This window comes from Xanthomonas vesicatoria ATCC 35937, from assembly GCF_001908725.1.
GTDB lineage: Bacteria > Pseudomonadota > Gammaproteobacteria > Xanthomonadales > Xanthomonadaceae > Xanthomonas > Xanthomonas vesicatoria.
The window spans coordinates 2,005,296-2,022,469 of the sequence record NZ_CP018725.1 but is presented as its reverse complement, the minus strand read 5'-3'; the positions used below and the strand labels follow the sequence as shown (position 1 = coordinate 2,022,469).

The following is a 17,174-nucleotide window of genomic DNA, read 5'->3' as shown; positions in this document are numbered from 1 at the left end:
CCGGTTTGATCAGCACCCAAGGCGGGAGAATAATCCGGCCTTATCCAGGTTTTCTGCCGCTTCGGCGGTGCGGGCGCGATATTCAAATGTACCGGCTGCCAAGCCACGTTCGGAGACCACCACCCGATGCGGAATGCCCAAGAGTTCCATATCGGCAAACATTGCGCCCGGACGCAGGCCGCGGTCATCCAATGCGGCATCCAGGCCCGCGGCGAGTAATTCGTCCAGCAACGCCTGGGCCGCAGCGACCACCTGGGCGTCCTGCTTGGGATTGATCACGCATACCACCACTTGCCACGGCGCCATCGGGGCCGGCCAGAGGATGCCGGCGTCGTCATGGTTCTGTTCGATGGCTGCTGCCACGATGCGCGAAATGCCGATGCCGTAACAGCCCATCTTCAGCACCGCGGGCTTGCCGCTTTCGTCGATGACGGTGGCCTGCAATGCCTGCGCGTACTGGCTGCCCAGCTGGAACACGTGACCCACTTCGATACCGCGGGCCAGGCGCAGCTCGCCGCCGTCGGCGGCACGTTCGCCCTCGATGACATTGCGCACATCGGCCACCGTCTGCGGCTCGGGCAGATCGCGGCCCCAGTTGACGCCGGCCAAGTGGGCGCCGGCTACGTTGGCGCCGACCACGAAATCGGCCATGGCCGCGACATCGCGATCGGCTACCACGCGGATCGGGCGGGCGGTGTTCACCGGGCCCAGGAAGCCCGGTTCGCAGCCGAGGTGGTCACGGATTTCGGCCTCGTTGGCCAGGCGGTAGTCGGCCAGGCCGGCCACCTTGGCCAGCTTGATCTCGTTGACCGCGTGGTCGCCGCGCACCAGCACCAGCACGAAGCCGGCAGCGGTCATCACCGCCACCGACTTGACCGTGCGCTGCAGCGCGATGCCCAGCAACTGGGCAACGTCTTCGCAGGTCTTCTGGGTGGGCGTGTCGACTTGCCGCATGCTCTCGGCGGCCTCCGGACGCGGACCCGGCAGCGCGGCGCTGGCGGTTTCCACGTTGGCGGCATAGTCAGAGGCGGTGGAGAACGCCAGCGAGTCTTCGCCGGAGTCGGCGATGACGTGGAATTCCTGCGACGCATCGCCGCCGATGGCGCCGGAGTCGGCCTGCACCGCGCGGAACTCCAGACCCAGGCGGGTGAAGATGCGGGTGTAGGCCGCACGCATGTTGTCGTATTCGCGCGCCATGTCCGCATCGGTGAGATGGAACGAGTAGGCGTCCTTCATCAGGAATTCGCGCGCGCGCATCACCCCGAAGCGCGGGCGGATTTCATCGCGGAACTTGGTCTGGATCTGATAGAAGTTGAGCGGCAGCTGCTTGTAGCTGTTGATCTCCTGGCGCGCGAAGTCGGCCGCGGCCTCTTCGGCGGTGGGGCTGTAGCAGAACTCCTGCTGCTTGCGGTCGCTGATCTTGAGCAGCTGCCCGCCGAACTTTTCCCAACGCCCGGTGGCGTCCCATAGCTCGCGCGGCTGAATGGTGGGGAACAGCACTTCCACGGCGCCGGCGCGGTTCATTTCCTCGCGCACGATCGCCTCGACCTTGCGCAGCACGCGCAGGCCCAGCGGCGACCAGGTGTACAGCCCGGAGGCCAGCTTGCGGATCATGCCCGCGCGCAGCATCAGACGGTGGCTGACCAGCTCGGCGTCGGCCGGGGTTTCCTTGGTGGTGTGCAGGTGGAACTGGGAAAGACGCATCGGGCTTCGCTTGGGCGGAAAGCCGATAGTTTGCCAGTGTCGCGCCCTGCCGGTCATCGGCCAGTGGCTGCGCGGGGCTACGTAGCGACAGTTGCAGACGCTCGGTGCGCCCGATCAGGCGGCCGTGACGCCGGAGCGTCGGCCTGTGGTGCGAGCCGGCCATAGGGCTTGAGGAGGTGGCCGCGCCACCTTCGACATGCAGCGCGCCAACGGTGCGGCGCGTCGTCTCACGCTCAAACGCCTGATAGCCGCAGACGCTGCTCGGCCCGAATTCAGCTCGCCGGGCCGCCGGTCGCTGCCGGCTTGCAATAGGCCTTGGCGGCGGCTTCGGCCAGATTGCGCTGGGCGGCGCGGGCGTCCGGGTCCAGCACGGTGCCGGGCTTGCCGTCGGTGCCCGCGCCCATGGTCACCTCGCCCTTGCCGCTGAGCAGCTCCAGGTTGCGGCGTGCAGTGAGGCAGTCGGCCGACTCCGGGGCGGCGGTCTCCGACGCGGCGATGGCCGCGGTGCCGCTGCGCGCGTCGATCCGGCGTGATTCGTAGCGCTGGCCGGTCGGCGGCGGGGTTTCGGTGTAATGGGTCACGCCCTTGGCGTCCTTCCACTTATAGAGGTCGGTGGCGCCCGCGGTGGCGCTGAGCAGCAGCAACAGGGCGCAGAGCCCGGACGACAGGTGCATGTGGCTTCCCCTGGATGATTTCCGCCGCGATTGCAGCATCCACGGCCTGCGCTGGCAAGTCATCGAGCGCCCAGGGCGCTGAACCAGCAAGCGCGCTACCGCCGGACGGACCTCAGGCCCTACACTTGCCGGATGGATGAAATGAGACCGCCCCCGCGCTCGCGCACGATTTACCTGCTGCCGAACCTGTTCACCACCGCCGGGCTGTTTTCCGGTTTCTACGCCATCATCGCCGCCGCCAATGGTCAGTTTGTCCAGGCGGCCATGGCGGTGTTCGTGGCGGCGGTGATGGACGGGCTGGATGGCCGGGTCGCGCGCCTGACCAATACCAGCAGCGAATTCGGCGTGCAGTACGACTCGCTGGCCGATCTGGTCAGCTTCGGCATGGCCCCGGCGCTGGTGATGTACCACTGGTCGCTATCGGCGCTGAAGTACGACAGCAACGTGATGGGGCGGGTCGGCTGGTCGGCCGCCTTCCTGTATGCGGCCTGCGCGGCGTTGCGGCTGGCGCGCTTCAACACCCAGGTTGGCGTGGTCGACAAGCGCTGGTTCATCGGCCTGGCCAGCCCGGCGGCGGCCGGGCTGATGATGTCCTTCGTGTGGGCGTTCGCCGATGATAGTTTGGGGTTCGACGGCGAGCAGCTGCGCTACGTGGCGCTGGCGGTCACGGTGGTATCGGCACTGCTGATGGTCAGCCGGATCCGCTTCTGGAGCTTCAAGGGCGGCGCGCGCGGCCCGCGTGCCGACCGCGTGCCGTTTCTGGCCCTGGCGATTGCCACGGTGGTGATCGCGCTGTTGGTGATCGACCTGGCGCGGTCGCTGCTGGTGATCGGCGTGCTGTATGCCTTGTCCGGCCCGGCGATGTGGCTGTGGCGGCGCTGGCGGCGCGTGCCAGAGTTGCCATGAGCTTGCAGCCATGAGCTTGCAGCCATGAGCGAGTCTGCGCACGAGCCGGTGTGGTCGGACCTGCAGGTGTCGTGCCTGCAGGCAATGGGGCACACCGTGTATCTGGATCGTGACACCGCCGATGCGCTGCCTGCGCCGGTTGACGTCGTGGAGCAGGCGCCGGCGTCCGCTCCAGTGCGTGAGCCGCGTGTTGCGCACTCGGCTCCCCTTGCTGCACCGCAGGCACGTCGCACTGCGCCTACCGCGCCGGCCGAGGCGCGTGCGCCCGGCGCAGCTACGCCGCAGCGGCGCAATCGCGTTGGTCTGCCCGACCGTTTGCAGATGGCATTGCTGCGCGCATCCGGCTGCGACCCGGGCAACCCGGCGACGCAAGCCTTGATGGCTTCCTGGCCGCTGGCCGAGTTGCGTGGCAACCCGGCTGCCAAGCGCGCGTTGTGGCCGCAGCTACGCGCACTGCGTCGCCGTCAGGACCCGGCGTGAGTGCGATGAACGCCCCGCTGCCGACGTCACTGCGTGCCATGCGCGAAAGCGATCTGGACGTAGTGATGGAGATCGAGCTGCGCGCCTATCCGTTTCCGTGGACGCGCAGCATCTTTCGCGATTGCCTGCAGGCCGGCTATCCGGGCTGGGTGATGGAGCAGGGTGGCCAGGTCATCGGCTACGGCATCATCAGCATCGCCGCCGACGAAGCACATGTCCTCAACGTCTGCATCGCGCCGGAAGCGCAATCGCAAGGACATGGGCGTGTGTTATTGCGCGCGCTGATCAAGGGCGCCTGCGACCGCGGCGCGCGGCGCGCATTTCTGGAAGTGCGCCCGTCCAATCCCTCGGCGATCGCGCTCTATCACTCCGAAGGCTTCAACGAGATCGGACGTCGTCCGCGCTACTACCCTTCTCACACCGGACGCGAAGACGCGTTGGTGATGGCGATTGAGTTGTTCTTCGAAGGGTTCTCCTAAGCACTGCGGCAGCCGCGCCTTCGCGGGTTGCCCATCATCGAATCGATGATTACAGGCACCGACATCGCGCATGGCGTGTGGGTAAGCCCATGGCTGTGCGCATGAAACGTGTGCGCTTGCCCGAGGGTATTTACAACCCTGCAGCCAGTCGCGTCACTGTGGCATCCGCAGGGGGTGTTGCAGGCGGATGCGGCGCACAGTGGCCTGTTCCGTTGAGTGCATGCAGCACGGCAGCGACGTCGGGTAGCGCGATGTTTGCGATCACGCTGTCTTGCGCATGGCGCGCATCAAGCGGTGCACGTGCGCCGATGCGTTTCACCTGGTCGGCTGCATCGCAGACGTTCTACATGTGTTTGTCGGCTGTACTGCATAGAGCGATTTCGATGCCTGTCTTGGCGTGATGCAGAGGGTTCGCACTGAATGCTTCAAGCATGCGGACAACGTGTATGCGCTTGCCATCTGTAAGTTGCAGTCGATGTTTTCCCAAGCAAAAGCGCGCACATGTGATCGCAGCAACAGGCTGCGTTGAATGCATGTCCAGCCGCGATGCGACACACATCATGCTGCGCTGCAGTGTCCCTGGCGCTGTCTCTGCGTGTCTTGATTACAACGTTTTGTCTTCTCTTTGGTGTCTCGCAACCGTTTGCGTGACTGCGCGTGCACATCGATGCATTGCCTAGATACAAGCGATTGCGATGCTCCTAGTATCCGTGTCGCGGAACTGAATATTACAGAGATGAAAAGTACGTTCCGCAGTCGCTAGACGAGGGGTGTGCCGCCGCGCGGCGCATCGAACACATTCGAGGGAGACATCAAATGAAGCCGAAATTTTCGACGGCGGCAGCCGCGTCGCTGTTTGTCGGGTCGTTGCTGCTCACTGGCGTTGCAAACGCCGATCCTGCGCTGGAAGTGGCAACCACTGGGTGGGCGACACAGAACGGCGGCACCAAGGGCGGCTCCAAAGCCGCTGCTGCCAACATCTACACGGTCAAGAACGCCGCCGAGTTGAAGAGCGCGTTGAAGGCGAGCGTGGGTAGCAACGGGCGCATCATCAAGGTCAGCGGCATCATCGATGTCAGCGAAGGCAAGCCCTACACCAAGACCTCGGACATGAAAACGCGCGCGCGTCTGGATATCCCGACCAAGACCACCTTGATCGGCATCACCAGCAACGCCGAAATCCGCGAAGGCTATTTCTACGTCAAGGCCAACGACGTCATCATCCGCAACCTCACCATCGAAAATCCATGGGACCCGGAGCCGGTCTGGGATCCGGATGATGGCAGTGCCGGCAACTGGAATTCCGAATACGACGGGCTGACCGTGGAAGGCGCCACCAACGTATGGGTGGACCACGTGACCTTTACCGATGGTCGTCGCACCGACGATCAGAACGGCACCGCCAATGGTCGCCCCAAGCAACATCACGACGGCGCGATGGACGTCAAGAAAGGCGCCAACTTCGTGACCATCTCGTATTCGGCATTCAAGTCGCACGAAAAAAACGATCTGATCGGCTCCAGCGACAGCGCCTCCAGCACCGATAGCGGCAAGCTCAAGGTGACCATCCACAACACCTTGTTCGAGAACATTTCCGCACGTGCACCGCGTGTGCGTTTCGGCCAGGTGCATCTCTACAACAACTACCACGTCGGCAGCACCAGCAATAAGGTCTACCCGTTCTCGCACGCGCATGGCGTGGGCAAGGAATCGAAGATCTTTTCCGAGCGCAATGTGTTCGATATCAGTGGCGTAAGCAGCTGCGACAAGATCGCCGCCGACTACGGTGGCAGCGTGTACCGCGACCAGGGCTCGCTGCTCAATGGCAAGGCACTGAGCTGCTCCTGGAACAGCAACATCGGCTGGACTCCGCCTTACACCTACAACTTGCTGTCGGCCGACAAGGTGGCTGCCGACGTCAAGGCCAAGGCTGGCGCCGGCAAGCTGTAGCTTCGACTCGATGCAGCGCTGCGATGGCTGCAGTGCTGTACGCAATCAACAACGCCCGCAGCGATGCGGGCGTTGTACGTGACGCGCTGTGGTCATCGAAGTCCGGGTGCGTCGCTTGAGGGTAGTCAGCCAGGCGATGACGTCATCGCGCAATGCAGCCACGCTGCAAACCATGGCATTGCGCAGCGTCCTGCAAGCGATCAGGGGATGGCACTTCGATCAAACAAGGCGCGCGTCGAACGACGCAACGACGTAGACGCGGCCGCTTCGCCAAGCGAACCGCGTCGATGCAACTGCCCTCAGTCCTGCGCTGCGTTACTCGTGCTCTGGCCCGGTGTGCATACCGGCTTCTGGCGCTTGTCCACCAGCCTGCCCATCAACCGGTCGCTGAGCGGCAGCATGTCGCCGTTGAGGCGCCAGTCGTAGATCACGCTGAAGGCCAGTACGCGTGCAACGTACTCGCGGGTTTCCTTGTAGCTGATGGTCTCGATCCAGAAGTCCGGATCGAACCCGGGCCGTTGCGACTGCCAGCGGCCAGTCGGGCCGGGGCCGGCGTTATAGGCGGCGATGGTGAGGTAGGGCAGGCCATAGGTGTTGAGCAACTGGCGCAGGTACGCGGTGCCGATGGCGATGTTGGTGTCCGGCTCGTACAGGCTGGCGGCACCCGCGTAGCCGGGCAGGGCGATGCCCTTGGCCACTGCCGCGCCGGTGCCGGGCAATACCTGCATCAGGCCCATGGCATTGGCCGGCGAACGCGCACGTGGGTTGAAGATGCTTTCGGCGCGGATCTCTGCAGCCACCCAGGCCGGGTCGATGGCATTCTTGGCGGCCTCGCGGCGAATGCTTGCATCGTGATGTAACGGGAAGCGCAGCGAATACAGCCGTTGCTCGTCCGGCTGTTTGCCGAGCGCAAACACCGCGCGGTCGAACCAGCCGTTGTCGCCGGCCACTTCCACCGCCAGGCGGCGCTGGGTGTCGTCGAAGCGGCTGGCGGCATCGTTCCACTCGGCCACGGCCCAACCGGGGCGATCAATCTGGAACAACGCAATCGCACGGATCAATGCCGCATCGCGCGCCACTGCGGCTTTGGCCTGGGGGCTGTCCTTGGGTTCCCATGAGCATAGCCGATACGGTTGCTGCAGGCGGTCGGCGGCCAGGAAGCCGTGGAAGGTGGGCGACTGCGCAGCGGCGCGGTACAGCGGCTGTGCGGCCGCCGCCGAACCGGTTTTTTCGCTGAGGCGCGCTTCGAAATACTGCCAGCGCGAGTCGGCCCGTTGGCTGGCCGGCATCTTGCGGATGGCGGCCAGTGCCGCCGGCCAATCGCCGCGCGACATCGCCTCGCGCGCGCGCCATTCGTGCAGGCGCTCGTCATAGGCCGCATCGGGCACGGCGTTGAGCCTGCGCGCCGAGTCCGGCAGGTAGGATGCCACTGTCCACAACGCAATCTGATACAGCACCTGCCCGCGTTGCGCCTCGCTGAAACCCAATGCGCTTGCGAACTGAGGCAGCTGTTGCTCGGCGGCATCCGGGTCGGTCTTGGCTAGCTTGGCCAGGCCATCGACAGCAACGCGCCGGCTGCGATCGGTCTTGGGCCAACCTAGTGCACGCGGGTGGACCTTGTCGAGAAAGGCAGCGTAATCGGTAGCCAGGGTCAGATCGGCCGCCGGCAGGCCACGCGCGGCGATGCGCATCACTGCAGGCTGCTGTGCATCGGCGGCGGCTTCCACCCGTTCCCACCGCAGTGCTGGTGTCAGCTCGCCGCGGGATTCCAGTGCGGCGACCACCGGCTCGCACGCATCCGGCAACGCCTTGCCGGTGCGCCACAGGGTGAGCGCATCGCGGCTCCATTGTGCGTCCAGCTTGCCGGTGGCCTGGCGCGCGGTCAGCTGTGCACAGCGCAGGCCGACGTTGTCGGTGGTCTTCCAGTTGGACAGCAAGGTGGTCCAATCCTGGCGGCGCGCGACCGCCGGCAACCAGGTGCTGCGGAAGCTCTCGGCGACCGGTTGGCCGGCGTAACGCTGCAAGAATCCCTGCGCCTGCGCATTGGAGACGTTGTCGATGTTGCGCTTGAGCGTGGCGTACTCCAACCAGCCATACAGCGGATGGCGGCTCAATGCAGAGAGCTGGGCGGGATCGGACTGGCCGCGCTCTGCGGCTGCGATCGCATCGCGCATGGCGGTCAATTGCGGATCCAGGCCTTGCGCATGCAGGGCAGTGCTGCCAAGGCACAACAGGCCGACGAAAACAGTGGCAAGACGCGGGAAATAAGTCATCGCGCGACTATACCGAAGCACGCCTGAGCGCTTGAGTGAACATGCCTCGCGGCTAACAGCGCGCGCCTGTCGATGTCGCTCCGCGATCGTCGTCTGGACGATGCGCCTGCGCGTCTGTCGCGGTGTCCGTGCTTACACCATGCACTGCGACGCGCATCGCAGTGCTGCACCGCCAGATTGCGATGCGTTAAGGTTTCGTTTACAACTTGGACCGGACCGCAGGCACGGGGGCGTGCGGACACTTAAAGATCCTTCTGGAGAGAGAAAGGATGAAGCGTCTGATCCGTGCGTCGCGGTCGTGCCTGGCCGTGCAGTTGTCGTTGTGTCTGATTCCTACGCTGGCCTGGGCGCAGCAGCCCGAAGCAGCCCCCGGTACGCGCACGCTCGATAGCGTGCAAGTCACCGGCACCCGCATCAAGACTGCCGAGCTGCAAGGCCAGGTGCCGATCCAGACGCTTAACCGCGCCGACATCGAGCGTACCGGCCTGACCTCGATCGGCGAAGTGCTGCAGGAGCTCACCGCTTCCGGCTCGGCGCTCAACGCCAAGTTCAATTCCTCCGGCAATTTCGGTTTTCCGCCCGACGGCGGCGGCGTGGGCGCCGGCTCGGCACAGGTGGATCTACGCCACCTCGGCTCCAAGCGCGTGCTGGTGCTGGTCGATGGCATCCGCTGGGTCAATGAATCTTCCGCGTCCGGCGTTGGGTCGTCGACCGACCTCAACACCATTCCGCTGGCGATCGTCGAGCGCATCGAAGTGCTCGAAGACGGCGCCTCGTCGCTGTACGGCTCCGACGCGATTGCCGGCGTGGTCAACATCATCACCCGGCGCAGTTTCGACGGCGCGCAGGTCACGCTCAACTATGGCCAATACGGCAAGGGCGACGGCGCCAACCAGGGCGTGGACCTGGCCTGGGGCACCAGTGGCGAAAATTTCAGCCTGTTTTTAGGCGCCAGCTACGTCAAGCAGGACCCGATCTACGCACGTGACATGGCGCAGGCGCGCTTTCCGATTCCGGGCACCGGGCTGACCTTCGGCAGCTCGGCCACGCCGGACGGGCGCTTCCAGTTCGTCGACCCGAATACTGGCGTACGCCAGAACCTCACCCCCAATGCTGGCGTCGGTACGCCGCAGTACGACGGTAGCGCCGGCTGCACGCGCAGCGACGATTACCACTGCTTCGGCACGGCCGACCGCTACAACTTTGCCGAGCAGAACCTGCTGCTGACGCCATCCGAGCGCAAGGGCGTGTTTGCGCAATTCCGCTATTACTTCAATGACGACGTGCAGTGGTACGTCAAGGCATTGGGCAATCGACGCGAGTCGACCAACCAGGCCGCGCCGGAGCCGATCTTTCTCGGCCCAGATGCCGGCACCGGCAATCCGCTGGCCGACAACATCGTGATTTCCGGCTTGAATCCGTTCAATCCGTTCGGCTTCGATCTGAACTCGGCCACCAACCTGATCCAGATCGGCCGACGTCCGGTGGAGGGCGGGCCGCGTCGCTACGAGCAGCAGGTGGATACGCAGTACGTCGGCACCGGGTTGGTGGGCACCTTCGAAGCGGCCGCGCGCACCTGGTACTGGGACGTCAACGGCATGTACAGCAAGAACAAGGCCGAGCAGACCAACTATGGCAGCTACAACCTGTTCAACATCAATCTGGCCCTGGGCGACCCGGCCGCATGCGCGGCGGTGGCCGGCTGTGTGCCGCTGGATATCTTCAGCGGTGCGGGCAGCATCACGCCGGACATGCTGCGCTGGATCCAGCCGGTGGTGCGCGACCGCAGCCAGAATGAACTGAGCCTGTTGACCGCCAACCTCAGCAGCGAGTTGTTCCAGCTGCCGGGCGGCGCGGTGTCGTTCGCCACCGGCTACGAATACCGCAAGTACGAAGGCGCGTATCAGCCAGATCCGCTCACCGTGGCCGGGCGCTACAACGGCGTGCCGTCGTTGCCCACCTCCGGCAGCTACGACGTCAACGAGGCCTATCTCGAACTCAATATTCCGATCTTCGCCAACGCGTCGTTGGGCGACAAACTCGATCTGAATATCGCCGGCCGCTATTCCGATTACTCCACCTTCGGCGGCGAATTCACGCCCAAGTACGGCCTGCGCTGGCAGGTCACCGACGAGTTGGTATTGCGCACCAGCTACGCCGAAGGCTTCCGTGCGCCGACCATCGGCGAGCTGTTCGGTTCGGCGGCGCGTGCGGATTTGCAATTGTCCGATCCCTGCTCGATCGGCCTGGGTGGTACCGCGCCGCGGGGCAGTGCGGCCAATTGCGCAGCGCTGGGCGTGCCGGGTGGTTATCAACAGGCCAATCAGCAGATCTCTGTCACCACCGGCGGCAACGAACAACTGGATCCGGAACGTTCGCGCAGCTTCAGCGCCGGCTTTGTGTTCAGTCCGGGCTTTGCCAGCAACGCCAGTTGGTCGGACCGTCTGGACATGGAAGTGACGTTCTATCGCCATCATGTCGATGGCGCGATCCAGGCCATCAATGCGCAGACGCAGCTGGATCTGTGCGTGGACACGCTGGATGCGCTGTATTGCGACGGTATTGCACGCGCGTCCACCGGCGGCATCAATGCCTTCAACAATCGTTTGACCAATCTTGGCTCGATCAAGACCGATGGCTGGGACGTGGACCTGTTCTGGACGCTGCCGGAAAGCGCGCTCGGCCGCTTCAAGCTCTCGTGGCAAAACACCTTCGTGGGCCGTTATGAAGCGCTGGGCGCGGCCGGGCAGCGGCAGCCACAGGGGCCGGGCATCGAAGTGGTCGACAGTGCGATTCCCGAGTGGACCAGCAACGCCGTTCTGGATTGGTCGCTGGGCAACTGGACCGCATCGTGGACGGCACGCCACATCTCCAAGCTCACTGAGCAGTGCGGCGATGCGGTGGAATTTGCGGTGTGTTCCAACCCGACCGAAGGAACCAACCGGCTGGATGCGATCACCTATCACGATGCGCAGGTGGGGTATCGCGTCGATTGGCTCAAGGGGCTGCAACTCACGGCTGGCCTGAACAACGTGTTCGACAAGGATCCGCCGCTCTGTCTGTCGTGCTCACTCAACGGCTATGACGCCTCCACTTACGACATTCCCGGTGGGCGCTTCTGGTATGCGCGTGTGGATTTGAAGTTCTAGCGGCTGCCAGACGCCGCGTGGTTCTTCAGTGAGAACCACGCAGGCGGATTGGGCGATCGCGGCGCTGCGGAGGCGTCGTGGTCGCAACGCGCATGGTTATGGCAGGTGATGCACAGGTGTTGGTTGCTTGCGTATCGCAGCGGTGCGGGCGTGTTGTCGTGCAGTCCTTGTCATCGATTGGCGACAACGACTGTTTCAGCGCGGCTCTACCGGCCGATAGTCTGGCAAGGCAATGCTGTTGGAATCGCGCGCAAAGCGGTTGTTGATGATGCGTCGGGCAAGCGGCGTACCTGCCAGGCGCATCGCGCTGCGTAACAGCGTCAGCCCGACAGCGGTGTGCGGCCAGAGCAGGCGAGGGACGATCTTGGGGACGTTCTGCCCCTCTTTGACGAACGGGCGCATGATCCGTTCGTAGTGCGTAAACGCTTGCGTCGGTGTGCTGGCCTGCGCAAGTTCGCCTGCCAGCACATAGCTGCCGACCATTGCCAGCGTCGTGCCGATGCCCGACAGCGATGTGGGGCACCAGGCGGCATCGCCGGTCAACACCACCCGGCCGGCGGACCAGCGCGGCATGCGCACCTGCCGCAGCACCTCGAAGTAGAAATCGTCGACCTCCTTCATCGCGTCGAGAATGCGCGGAAATTCCCAGCCGTCGTTGGCAAATTGCGCTTGCATGTAGCGCCGTTGCCGCTCCAGGCTCCAGGCGTTCTCGCCCTCGGGCCGCTTCTGCAGGCCCAGATAGGCGCCCAGCTTGCCGTCCAGCGCGGGCTTCAACGTCGCGCCGCGTCCGCCCACCGTGTTGTATTGCCGGGCATAGTCACTGTCGTGTGGGACTCGGGGGATACTGAAATACGCGATGGTCATGTCCATCCAGTACGGCACGTTCTCACCGGGAAACACCAGCTCACGCGTGTGCGCACCCACGCCTTCGGCGACCACGACAGCGTCGTAGCGCGCGGAGCGGCCGCTGTGGAAGGTGACGTCGACGCCGTCGTGGTCCTGGGCGAGGGCGCAGATGCTGTCGTCGAAGCGATAGGGCACGCGCTCGCGGGTGGCGTCGTACAGGATGCGCGCAAGGTCGCCGCGACGGATTTCCAGGTCGGCAGTGGGCCCACTGTCGGTGTCGGAGTCGTCTGCCTTGAAGCGTGCAATGACGCGATTGTCTTCGCTCACCCAATCGGTGCCCAGCTCTTGGGTGCTGCGTTCGAACGCACGCGCTTCCAGTCCCATGCGGCGCAGCACCTCGCGGGCATTGCCGCGCACGTCGACGTTCTGGCCGCCGTCTCGAAACGCCGGCGCGCGTTCGACGACCTCGATCTCGAGCCCATGAGCGTCAAGCCACCATGCCGCAGTGGTCCCAGCGACGCTTGCGCCGCTGATGAGAATCCGACGGGCCATGGAGCCGCTCCTGCAATAGGGATATATCAGACATGATACTTAAATATCATGCGTGATGCTATTCGCTTGCGGCGGCTTCCAGATTGTCGATCAGGCGGCCAAGCAGAACGGTCAGCAGCCTGGCTTCTTCGCTGGAAAATCCCGAGACGCCGACGGCATTGAAGTGAAGCAGCGCGGTTCGGCCGGTGGCGGCAGCTTCTTCCCCGGCGGCGGTCAGCCGAACCGTGGCAGCGCGTTTGTCGCTGGACAAGGCCTCGCGCGCAATCAGCGCCATCGCTTCGAGCTTGTCCAGCAGCGCGGCCATCGCTGGCTGCTTCACTGCAGAGTGGCGCACCAGGTCCCGCTGCAGCATCGGGCCTTTCCACGACAGCAGCAGCAACGGCGCGATCAGCGCAAGCGTCAGTCCGTGTTCGCGCAGGCGGGCGTCGACGCTGCGATTGAAGACGCGCGCGGCATGGTTGGCCAGATAGCCGGGCGCGATGGCCGCTTCCGGGTGGATGTCCGAGTTCATGCGCGAAGGATATCCCACGCGTGTGCGGCGATGGCACCGCGCGAGCGGCGCTCTCGCGAGGCGGGCAAGGTGGCCGGCACCGGGGGAAAGGCGCATCTTTCGACGATGGTGCAGTGCCTTGTGGTGGGCTGCGGCGAATGCGTGACGCATCAGAGCCGCTCACAAACCTGCTGTGCTCACCGCCAGGTGGCGCGGCCAATGCTCGGAATCCGCATGTACCACTCGCACACTCCGGTTCTGAGCGCGCCGTCCGCGCCCACCTGGCGATTGCGCGCTACGTGTTAGCCGCGCTTAGTACGTTGTCGCGCATCCGCAGGTCTCCCTGGTGGCCGATCGTTATCGGCGCACCGGCGCATCGCCGGCGATGTAGTAATCGGCCGTGCTGCGCGGCAGCGGTGTGCGTCCACGCATACGGTCGGCGATCTTCTCGGCGATCATGATGGTGGTGGCATTGAGGTTGCCGGTGATGATGCGCGGCATGATCGAGGCGTCGATGACACGCAGCCCGTCCATGCCATGCACGCGGCCTTGTCCATCCACCACGGCCATGTCGTCGGTGCCCATCGCGCACGAGCACGATGGGTGATAGGCAGTTTCTGCACGCGAACGCACGAATGCGTCCAGCTCGGCGTCGGTCTTGCAATCGGCGCTGGGGCTAATCTCGCGGCCGCGATACGCATCGAGCGCGGGCTGCGCGATGATTTCGCGGGTGATGCGGATTGCGTCGCGGAATTCCTGCCAGTCCTGGTCGGTGGATTGGTAGTTGAACAGGATCGACGGGTGCTGGTGCGGGTCGCGCGACTTGGCGTGCACGCGCCCGCGGCTGGGGGTGCGCATCGAGCCCACATGTGCCTGGAAGCCATGTTCCTTCACTGCATTGCTGCCGTTGTAATTGATGGCGACGGGGAGGAAGTGGTACTGGATGTTGGGCCAGTCGAACTCATCGCGCGTGCGGATGAAACCGCCGGCTTCGAACTGGTTGCTGGCACCAGTGCCGGTGCCGGCGAACAGCCACTCGGCACCAATCGCAGGCTGGTTCCACCACTGCAAGGCTGGGTACAACGATACCGGCTTGGTGCAGGCGTACTGGATGTAGACCTCCAGATGATCCTGCAGGTTCTGGCCGACGCCGGGCAGGTCGTGGACCAGTTGCACGTCGAGTGCGCGCAGCAGATCCGGTGCGCCCACACCGGAGCGCTGCAACAGCTGCGGTGAGGCGATGGCGCCCGCACACACCAGCACTTCGCGACGCGCATGCGCATTGATGCCCTCGCTACTGTTGCCCACCAGATAGTGCACGCCGATCGCGCGCTTGCCGGCAAACAGGATGCGGTCGGTGGTGGCATGGGTGACGATATGCAGGCCATCGCGCGGCTTGGCCATGTCCAGATAGCCGCGCGCGGTACTCGCGCGCCGTCCGCGTGGCGTCACGGTGCGGTCCATCGGCCCGAAGCCTTCCTGCTGATAGCCGTTGAGATCGTCGGTGCGCGGATAGCCCGCCTGCACGCCGGCATCGACCATGGCATGGAACAGCACGTTGTTGTCGTTTTTCGGCGTGGCCACGCTCACCGGGCCGTCGCCGCCGTGATAGTCATTGGCGCCGATGTCGCGCGTTTCGGCCTCGCGGAAGTACGGCAGCACATCGCGGTAGCTCCAGTCTTCCAACCCCGGGCGCTTGGCCCAGTGATCGAAATCGAGCGCGTTGCCGCGGATGTAGCACATGCCGTTGATCAATGAGGAACCGCCCAGGCCTTTGCCGCGCCCGCATTCCATGCGCCGGTTGTCCATGTGCGGCTCCGGCTCGGTTTCGTACCCCCAGTTGTAGCGGCGGCCCTGCAGGGGAAACGCCAGCGCGGCCGGCATCTGGGTGCGGAAATCCAGCCGGTAATCCGGCCCGCCCGCTTCAAGCAAGAGCACCGTCACGCCCGGGTCTTCGGTCAGACGTGCGGCCAGCACATTGCCTGCCGAGCCGGCGCCGATGATGATGTAGTCGTATTCGCGTTGCATGGTGGTCTCCTGATGCGTGAGCGGTGCAGCGGCAGTCAAGGCACTGCGCGGTCGCTGTCCTGGGCGCGGCGATGTTGTGGTGCGCACAGTGCGTGTGTAGGGCGCAACGCACGCATCCAGCGGTGACGTGCGTTGCAGCGTCGGCCGCTCAAAACACCGATGCGTAGCGTTCCAGCTCGACCTGAACCGACTTGGTGCGCGTATAGGCCTGCAAGGTGACCAACCCGTTCTCGCGACCCACGCCCGATTGCTTGTAGCCACCTACCGGCATCGGTGCGGGCGACTCGCCCCAGGTGTTGATCCAGCAGATGCCTGCTTCCAGGCGATGGATCAGCCGGTGCGCACGCGCCAGATCGGGCGTGACCACACCGGCAGCCAACCCGTAGGTGGTCGCATTGGCACGGGTCACCGCTTCGTCTTCGTCCTCGTAGGTGAGCAGGCTCAGCACCGGCCCGAAGATTTCCTCGCGCACGATCGTCATCACATCGCTGCAATCGCTGAAGATCGTCGGCGCTACGTAATAGCCCTGTGCCAGCGCACCGTCGCGTAACCGCTCGCCGCCGCACAGCAGGCGCGCACCTTCGGCCTTGCCCTGGTCGATGTAGTCCAGCACGCGCTGCATGTGCGCTGCGCTCACCATCGGGCCGAAGGTGGTGCGTTCATCGAGCGGGTCGCCGATATGGATGCGTTGCACGCGTGCCAGCAACCGCGCTTCGAAGGCGGTGCGCAGCGCTCGCGGCACGAACACCCGGGTGCCATTGGTGCACACCTGCCCGGAGCTGTAGAAGTTGGCCATCATCGCGATGTCGGCGGCCAGATCCAGATCCGCATCGGCGCAGACGATCAGGGGCGACTTGCCGCCCAGTTCCATGGTCACGTCTTTCAACGATGAACTCGATGCGCTGGCCATCACCTTGCGTCCAGTCGCGGTACCGCCGGTGAAGCTGATCTTTTCGATCTGCGGGTGCTCGGTGAGCGCGGTGCCCACGCTGGCGCCGTCGCCGGGCAGGACGTTGAATACACCATCGGGCAGGCCGGCTTCGGTGAACAGTTCTGCCAGCTTCAGTGCAGTAAGCGGGGTGACTTCGCTGGGCTTGAAGATCATGGCGTTGCCGGCGGCCAATGCCGGTGCCGCCTTCCACAGTGCGATCTGGATCGGGTAATTCCATGCGCCGATCGCGCCGACCACGCCGAGCGGCTCGTGCCGGGTGTAGAAGAAGCTGCCTTCGCGCAGGGGCACCTGTGCGCCTTGCAGTGCCTGCGACACGCCGGCGTAATACTCCAGCACGTCCGCGCCGGTGACGATGTCCACGCTGCGCGTTTCGCTCAGCGGCTTGCCGGTGTTGAGGGTTTCCAGCTCGGCCAGCGCATCGTTGCGCTCGCGCAGCAACGCCACTGCGCGCAGCAGGATGCGCGAGCGCTCCACCGTGGTAAGCGCGGCCCACACGCGTTGGCCGGCCCTGGCGCTGTCGACCGCAGCGTCCAGATCGTCGGCGCCCGCGTTGTGCACGTTGGCAAGCACCTCGCCAGTGGCGGGGTTGATGACTTCGAATGTATGGCCGCCGCGGGCGGGGACATAGCGGCCGCCGATGTACAGCAGCTGGTCGGGGAAACGTGGCATGACAAACCTCCTTGGGATGGTC

General features: G+C 64.8%; 12 protein-coding genes and 1 other RNA gene. 6 read left to right on the top strand and 7 right to left on the bottom strand.

The annotated features are described in order from the left end of the window. Positions 1-9: 9 nt before the first annotated feature. Together BJD12_RS08725 and BJD12_RS08720 are read right to left on the bottom strand one after the other, a co-directional pair. A complete protein-coding gene (locus tag BJD12_RS08725) occupies positions 10-1,704 on the bottom strand; it encodes a proline--tRNA ligase (RefSeq protein WP_005991776.1) in 1,695 nt (564 codons plus the stop codon). A gap of 272 nt (positions 1,705-1,976) precedes the next feature. Next, positions 1,977-2,378, bottom strand: a complete 402-nt coding sequence (locus BJD12_RS08720) for a DUF4124 domain-containing protein (protein WP_005991775.1) — start codon at positions 2,376-2,378, stop codon at positions 1,977-1,979. A 132-nt stretch (positions 2,379-2,510) separates the two neighbouring features. Between BJD12_RS08720 and pssA the strand changes: the two genes are divergently transcribed. The 4 genes from pssA to BJD12_RS08695 all read left to right on the top strand — a co-directional run bounded on the left by pssA (position 2,511) and on the right by BJD12_RS08695 (position 6,193). After that, entirely contained in the window at positions 2,511-3,284 is a 774-nt protein-coding gene (gene pssA, locus BJD12_RS08715; RefSeq protein ID WP_005991773.1) for a CDP-diacylglycerol--serine O-phosphatidyltransferase, read from the top strand. 24 nt (positions 3,285-3,308) lie between these two features. Beyond that, complete coding sequence (locus tag BJD12_RS08710; protein ID WP_005991771.1) at positions 3,309-3,764, top strand: hypothetical protein; 456 nt, start codon at positions 3,309-3,311, stop codon at positions 3,762-3,764. Then, positions 3,761-4,243, top strand: coding sequence for a ribosomal protein S18-alanine N-acetyltransferase (gene rimI, locus BJD12_RS08705; protein ID WP_039419880.1), 483 nt, complete (start codon positions 3,761-3,763; stop codon positions 4,241-4,243). Before BJD12_RS08710 ends, rimI begins: the two co-directional genes overlap by 4 nt. A gap of 816 nt (positions 4,244-5,059) precedes the next feature. Further along, positions 5,060-6,193: a pectate lyase family protein gene (locus BJD12_RS08695; RefSeq protein WP_005991766.1), complete on the top strand. Its 1,134-nt coding sequence runs from the start codon at positions 5,060-5,062 to the stop codon at positions 6,191-6,193. A gap of 299 nt (positions 6,194-6,492) precedes the next feature. Here BJD12_RS08695 and BJD12_RS08690 read toward each other — a convergent pair whose 3' ends face one another. Beyond that, positions 6,493-8,466: a transglycosylase SLT domain-containing protein gene (locus tag BJD12_RS08690; RefSeq protein WP_005991764.1), complete on the bottom strand. Its 1,974-nt coding sequence runs from the start codon at positions 8,464-8,466 to the stop codon at positions 6,493-6,495. A 269-nt stretch (positions 8,467-8,735) separates the two neighbouring features. Between BJD12_RS08690 and BJD12_RS08685 the strand changes: the two genes are divergently transcribed. Continuing rightward, entirely contained in the window at positions 8,736-11,615 is a 2,880-nt protein-coding gene (locus BJD12_RS08685; protein ID WP_005991756.1) for a TonB-dependent receptor, read from the top strand. A gap of 195 nt (positions 11,616-11,810) precedes the next feature. Here BJD12_RS08685 and BJD12_RS08680 read toward each other — a convergent pair whose 3' ends face one another. Continuing rightward, on the bottom strand, positions 11,811-13,013 hold the full coding sequence (locus tag BJD12_RS08680; RefSeq protein WP_005993070.1) for an FAD-dependent monooxygenase: 1,203 nt from the start codon (positions 13,011-13,013) through the stop codon (positions 11,811-11,813). A 58-nt stretch (positions 13,014-13,071) separates the two neighbouring features. Continuing rightward, the gene (locus BJD12_RS08675) at positions 13,072-13,524 is read right to left on the bottom strand and encodes a MarR family winged helix-turn-helix transcriptional regulator (RefSeq protein ID WP_005993072.1); all 453 of its coding nucleotides are present in this window, start codon (positions 13,522-13,524) and stop codon (positions 13,072-13,074) included. 213 nt (positions 13,525-13,737) lie between these two features. On the opposite strand from BJD12_RS08675, the gene BJD12_RS08670 reads away from it, so the two are divergent. After that, positions 13,738-13,811, top strand: a non-coding RNA gene (locus tag BJD12_RS08670) — sX9 sRNA. A 49-nt stretch (positions 13,812-13,860) separates the two neighbouring features. Here BJD12_RS08670 and betA read toward each other — a convergent pair. Together betA and betB are read right to left on the bottom strand one after the other, a co-directional pair. Then, positions 13,861-15,531: a choline dehydrogenase gene (betA, locus tag BJD12_RS08665; RefSeq protein WP_005993074.1), complete on the bottom strand. Its 1,671-nt coding sequence runs from the start codon at positions 15,529-15,531 to the stop codon at positions 13,861-13,863. Between the two features lie 148 nt (positions 15,532-15,679). Then, positions 15,680-17,152, bottom strand: coding sequence for a betaine-aldehyde dehydrogenase (gene betB, locus BJD12_RS08660; RefSeq protein ID WP_005993076.1), 1,473 nt, complete (start codon positions 17,150-17,152; stop codon positions 15,680-15,682). Positions 17,153-17,174 lie beyond the last annotated feature (22 nt).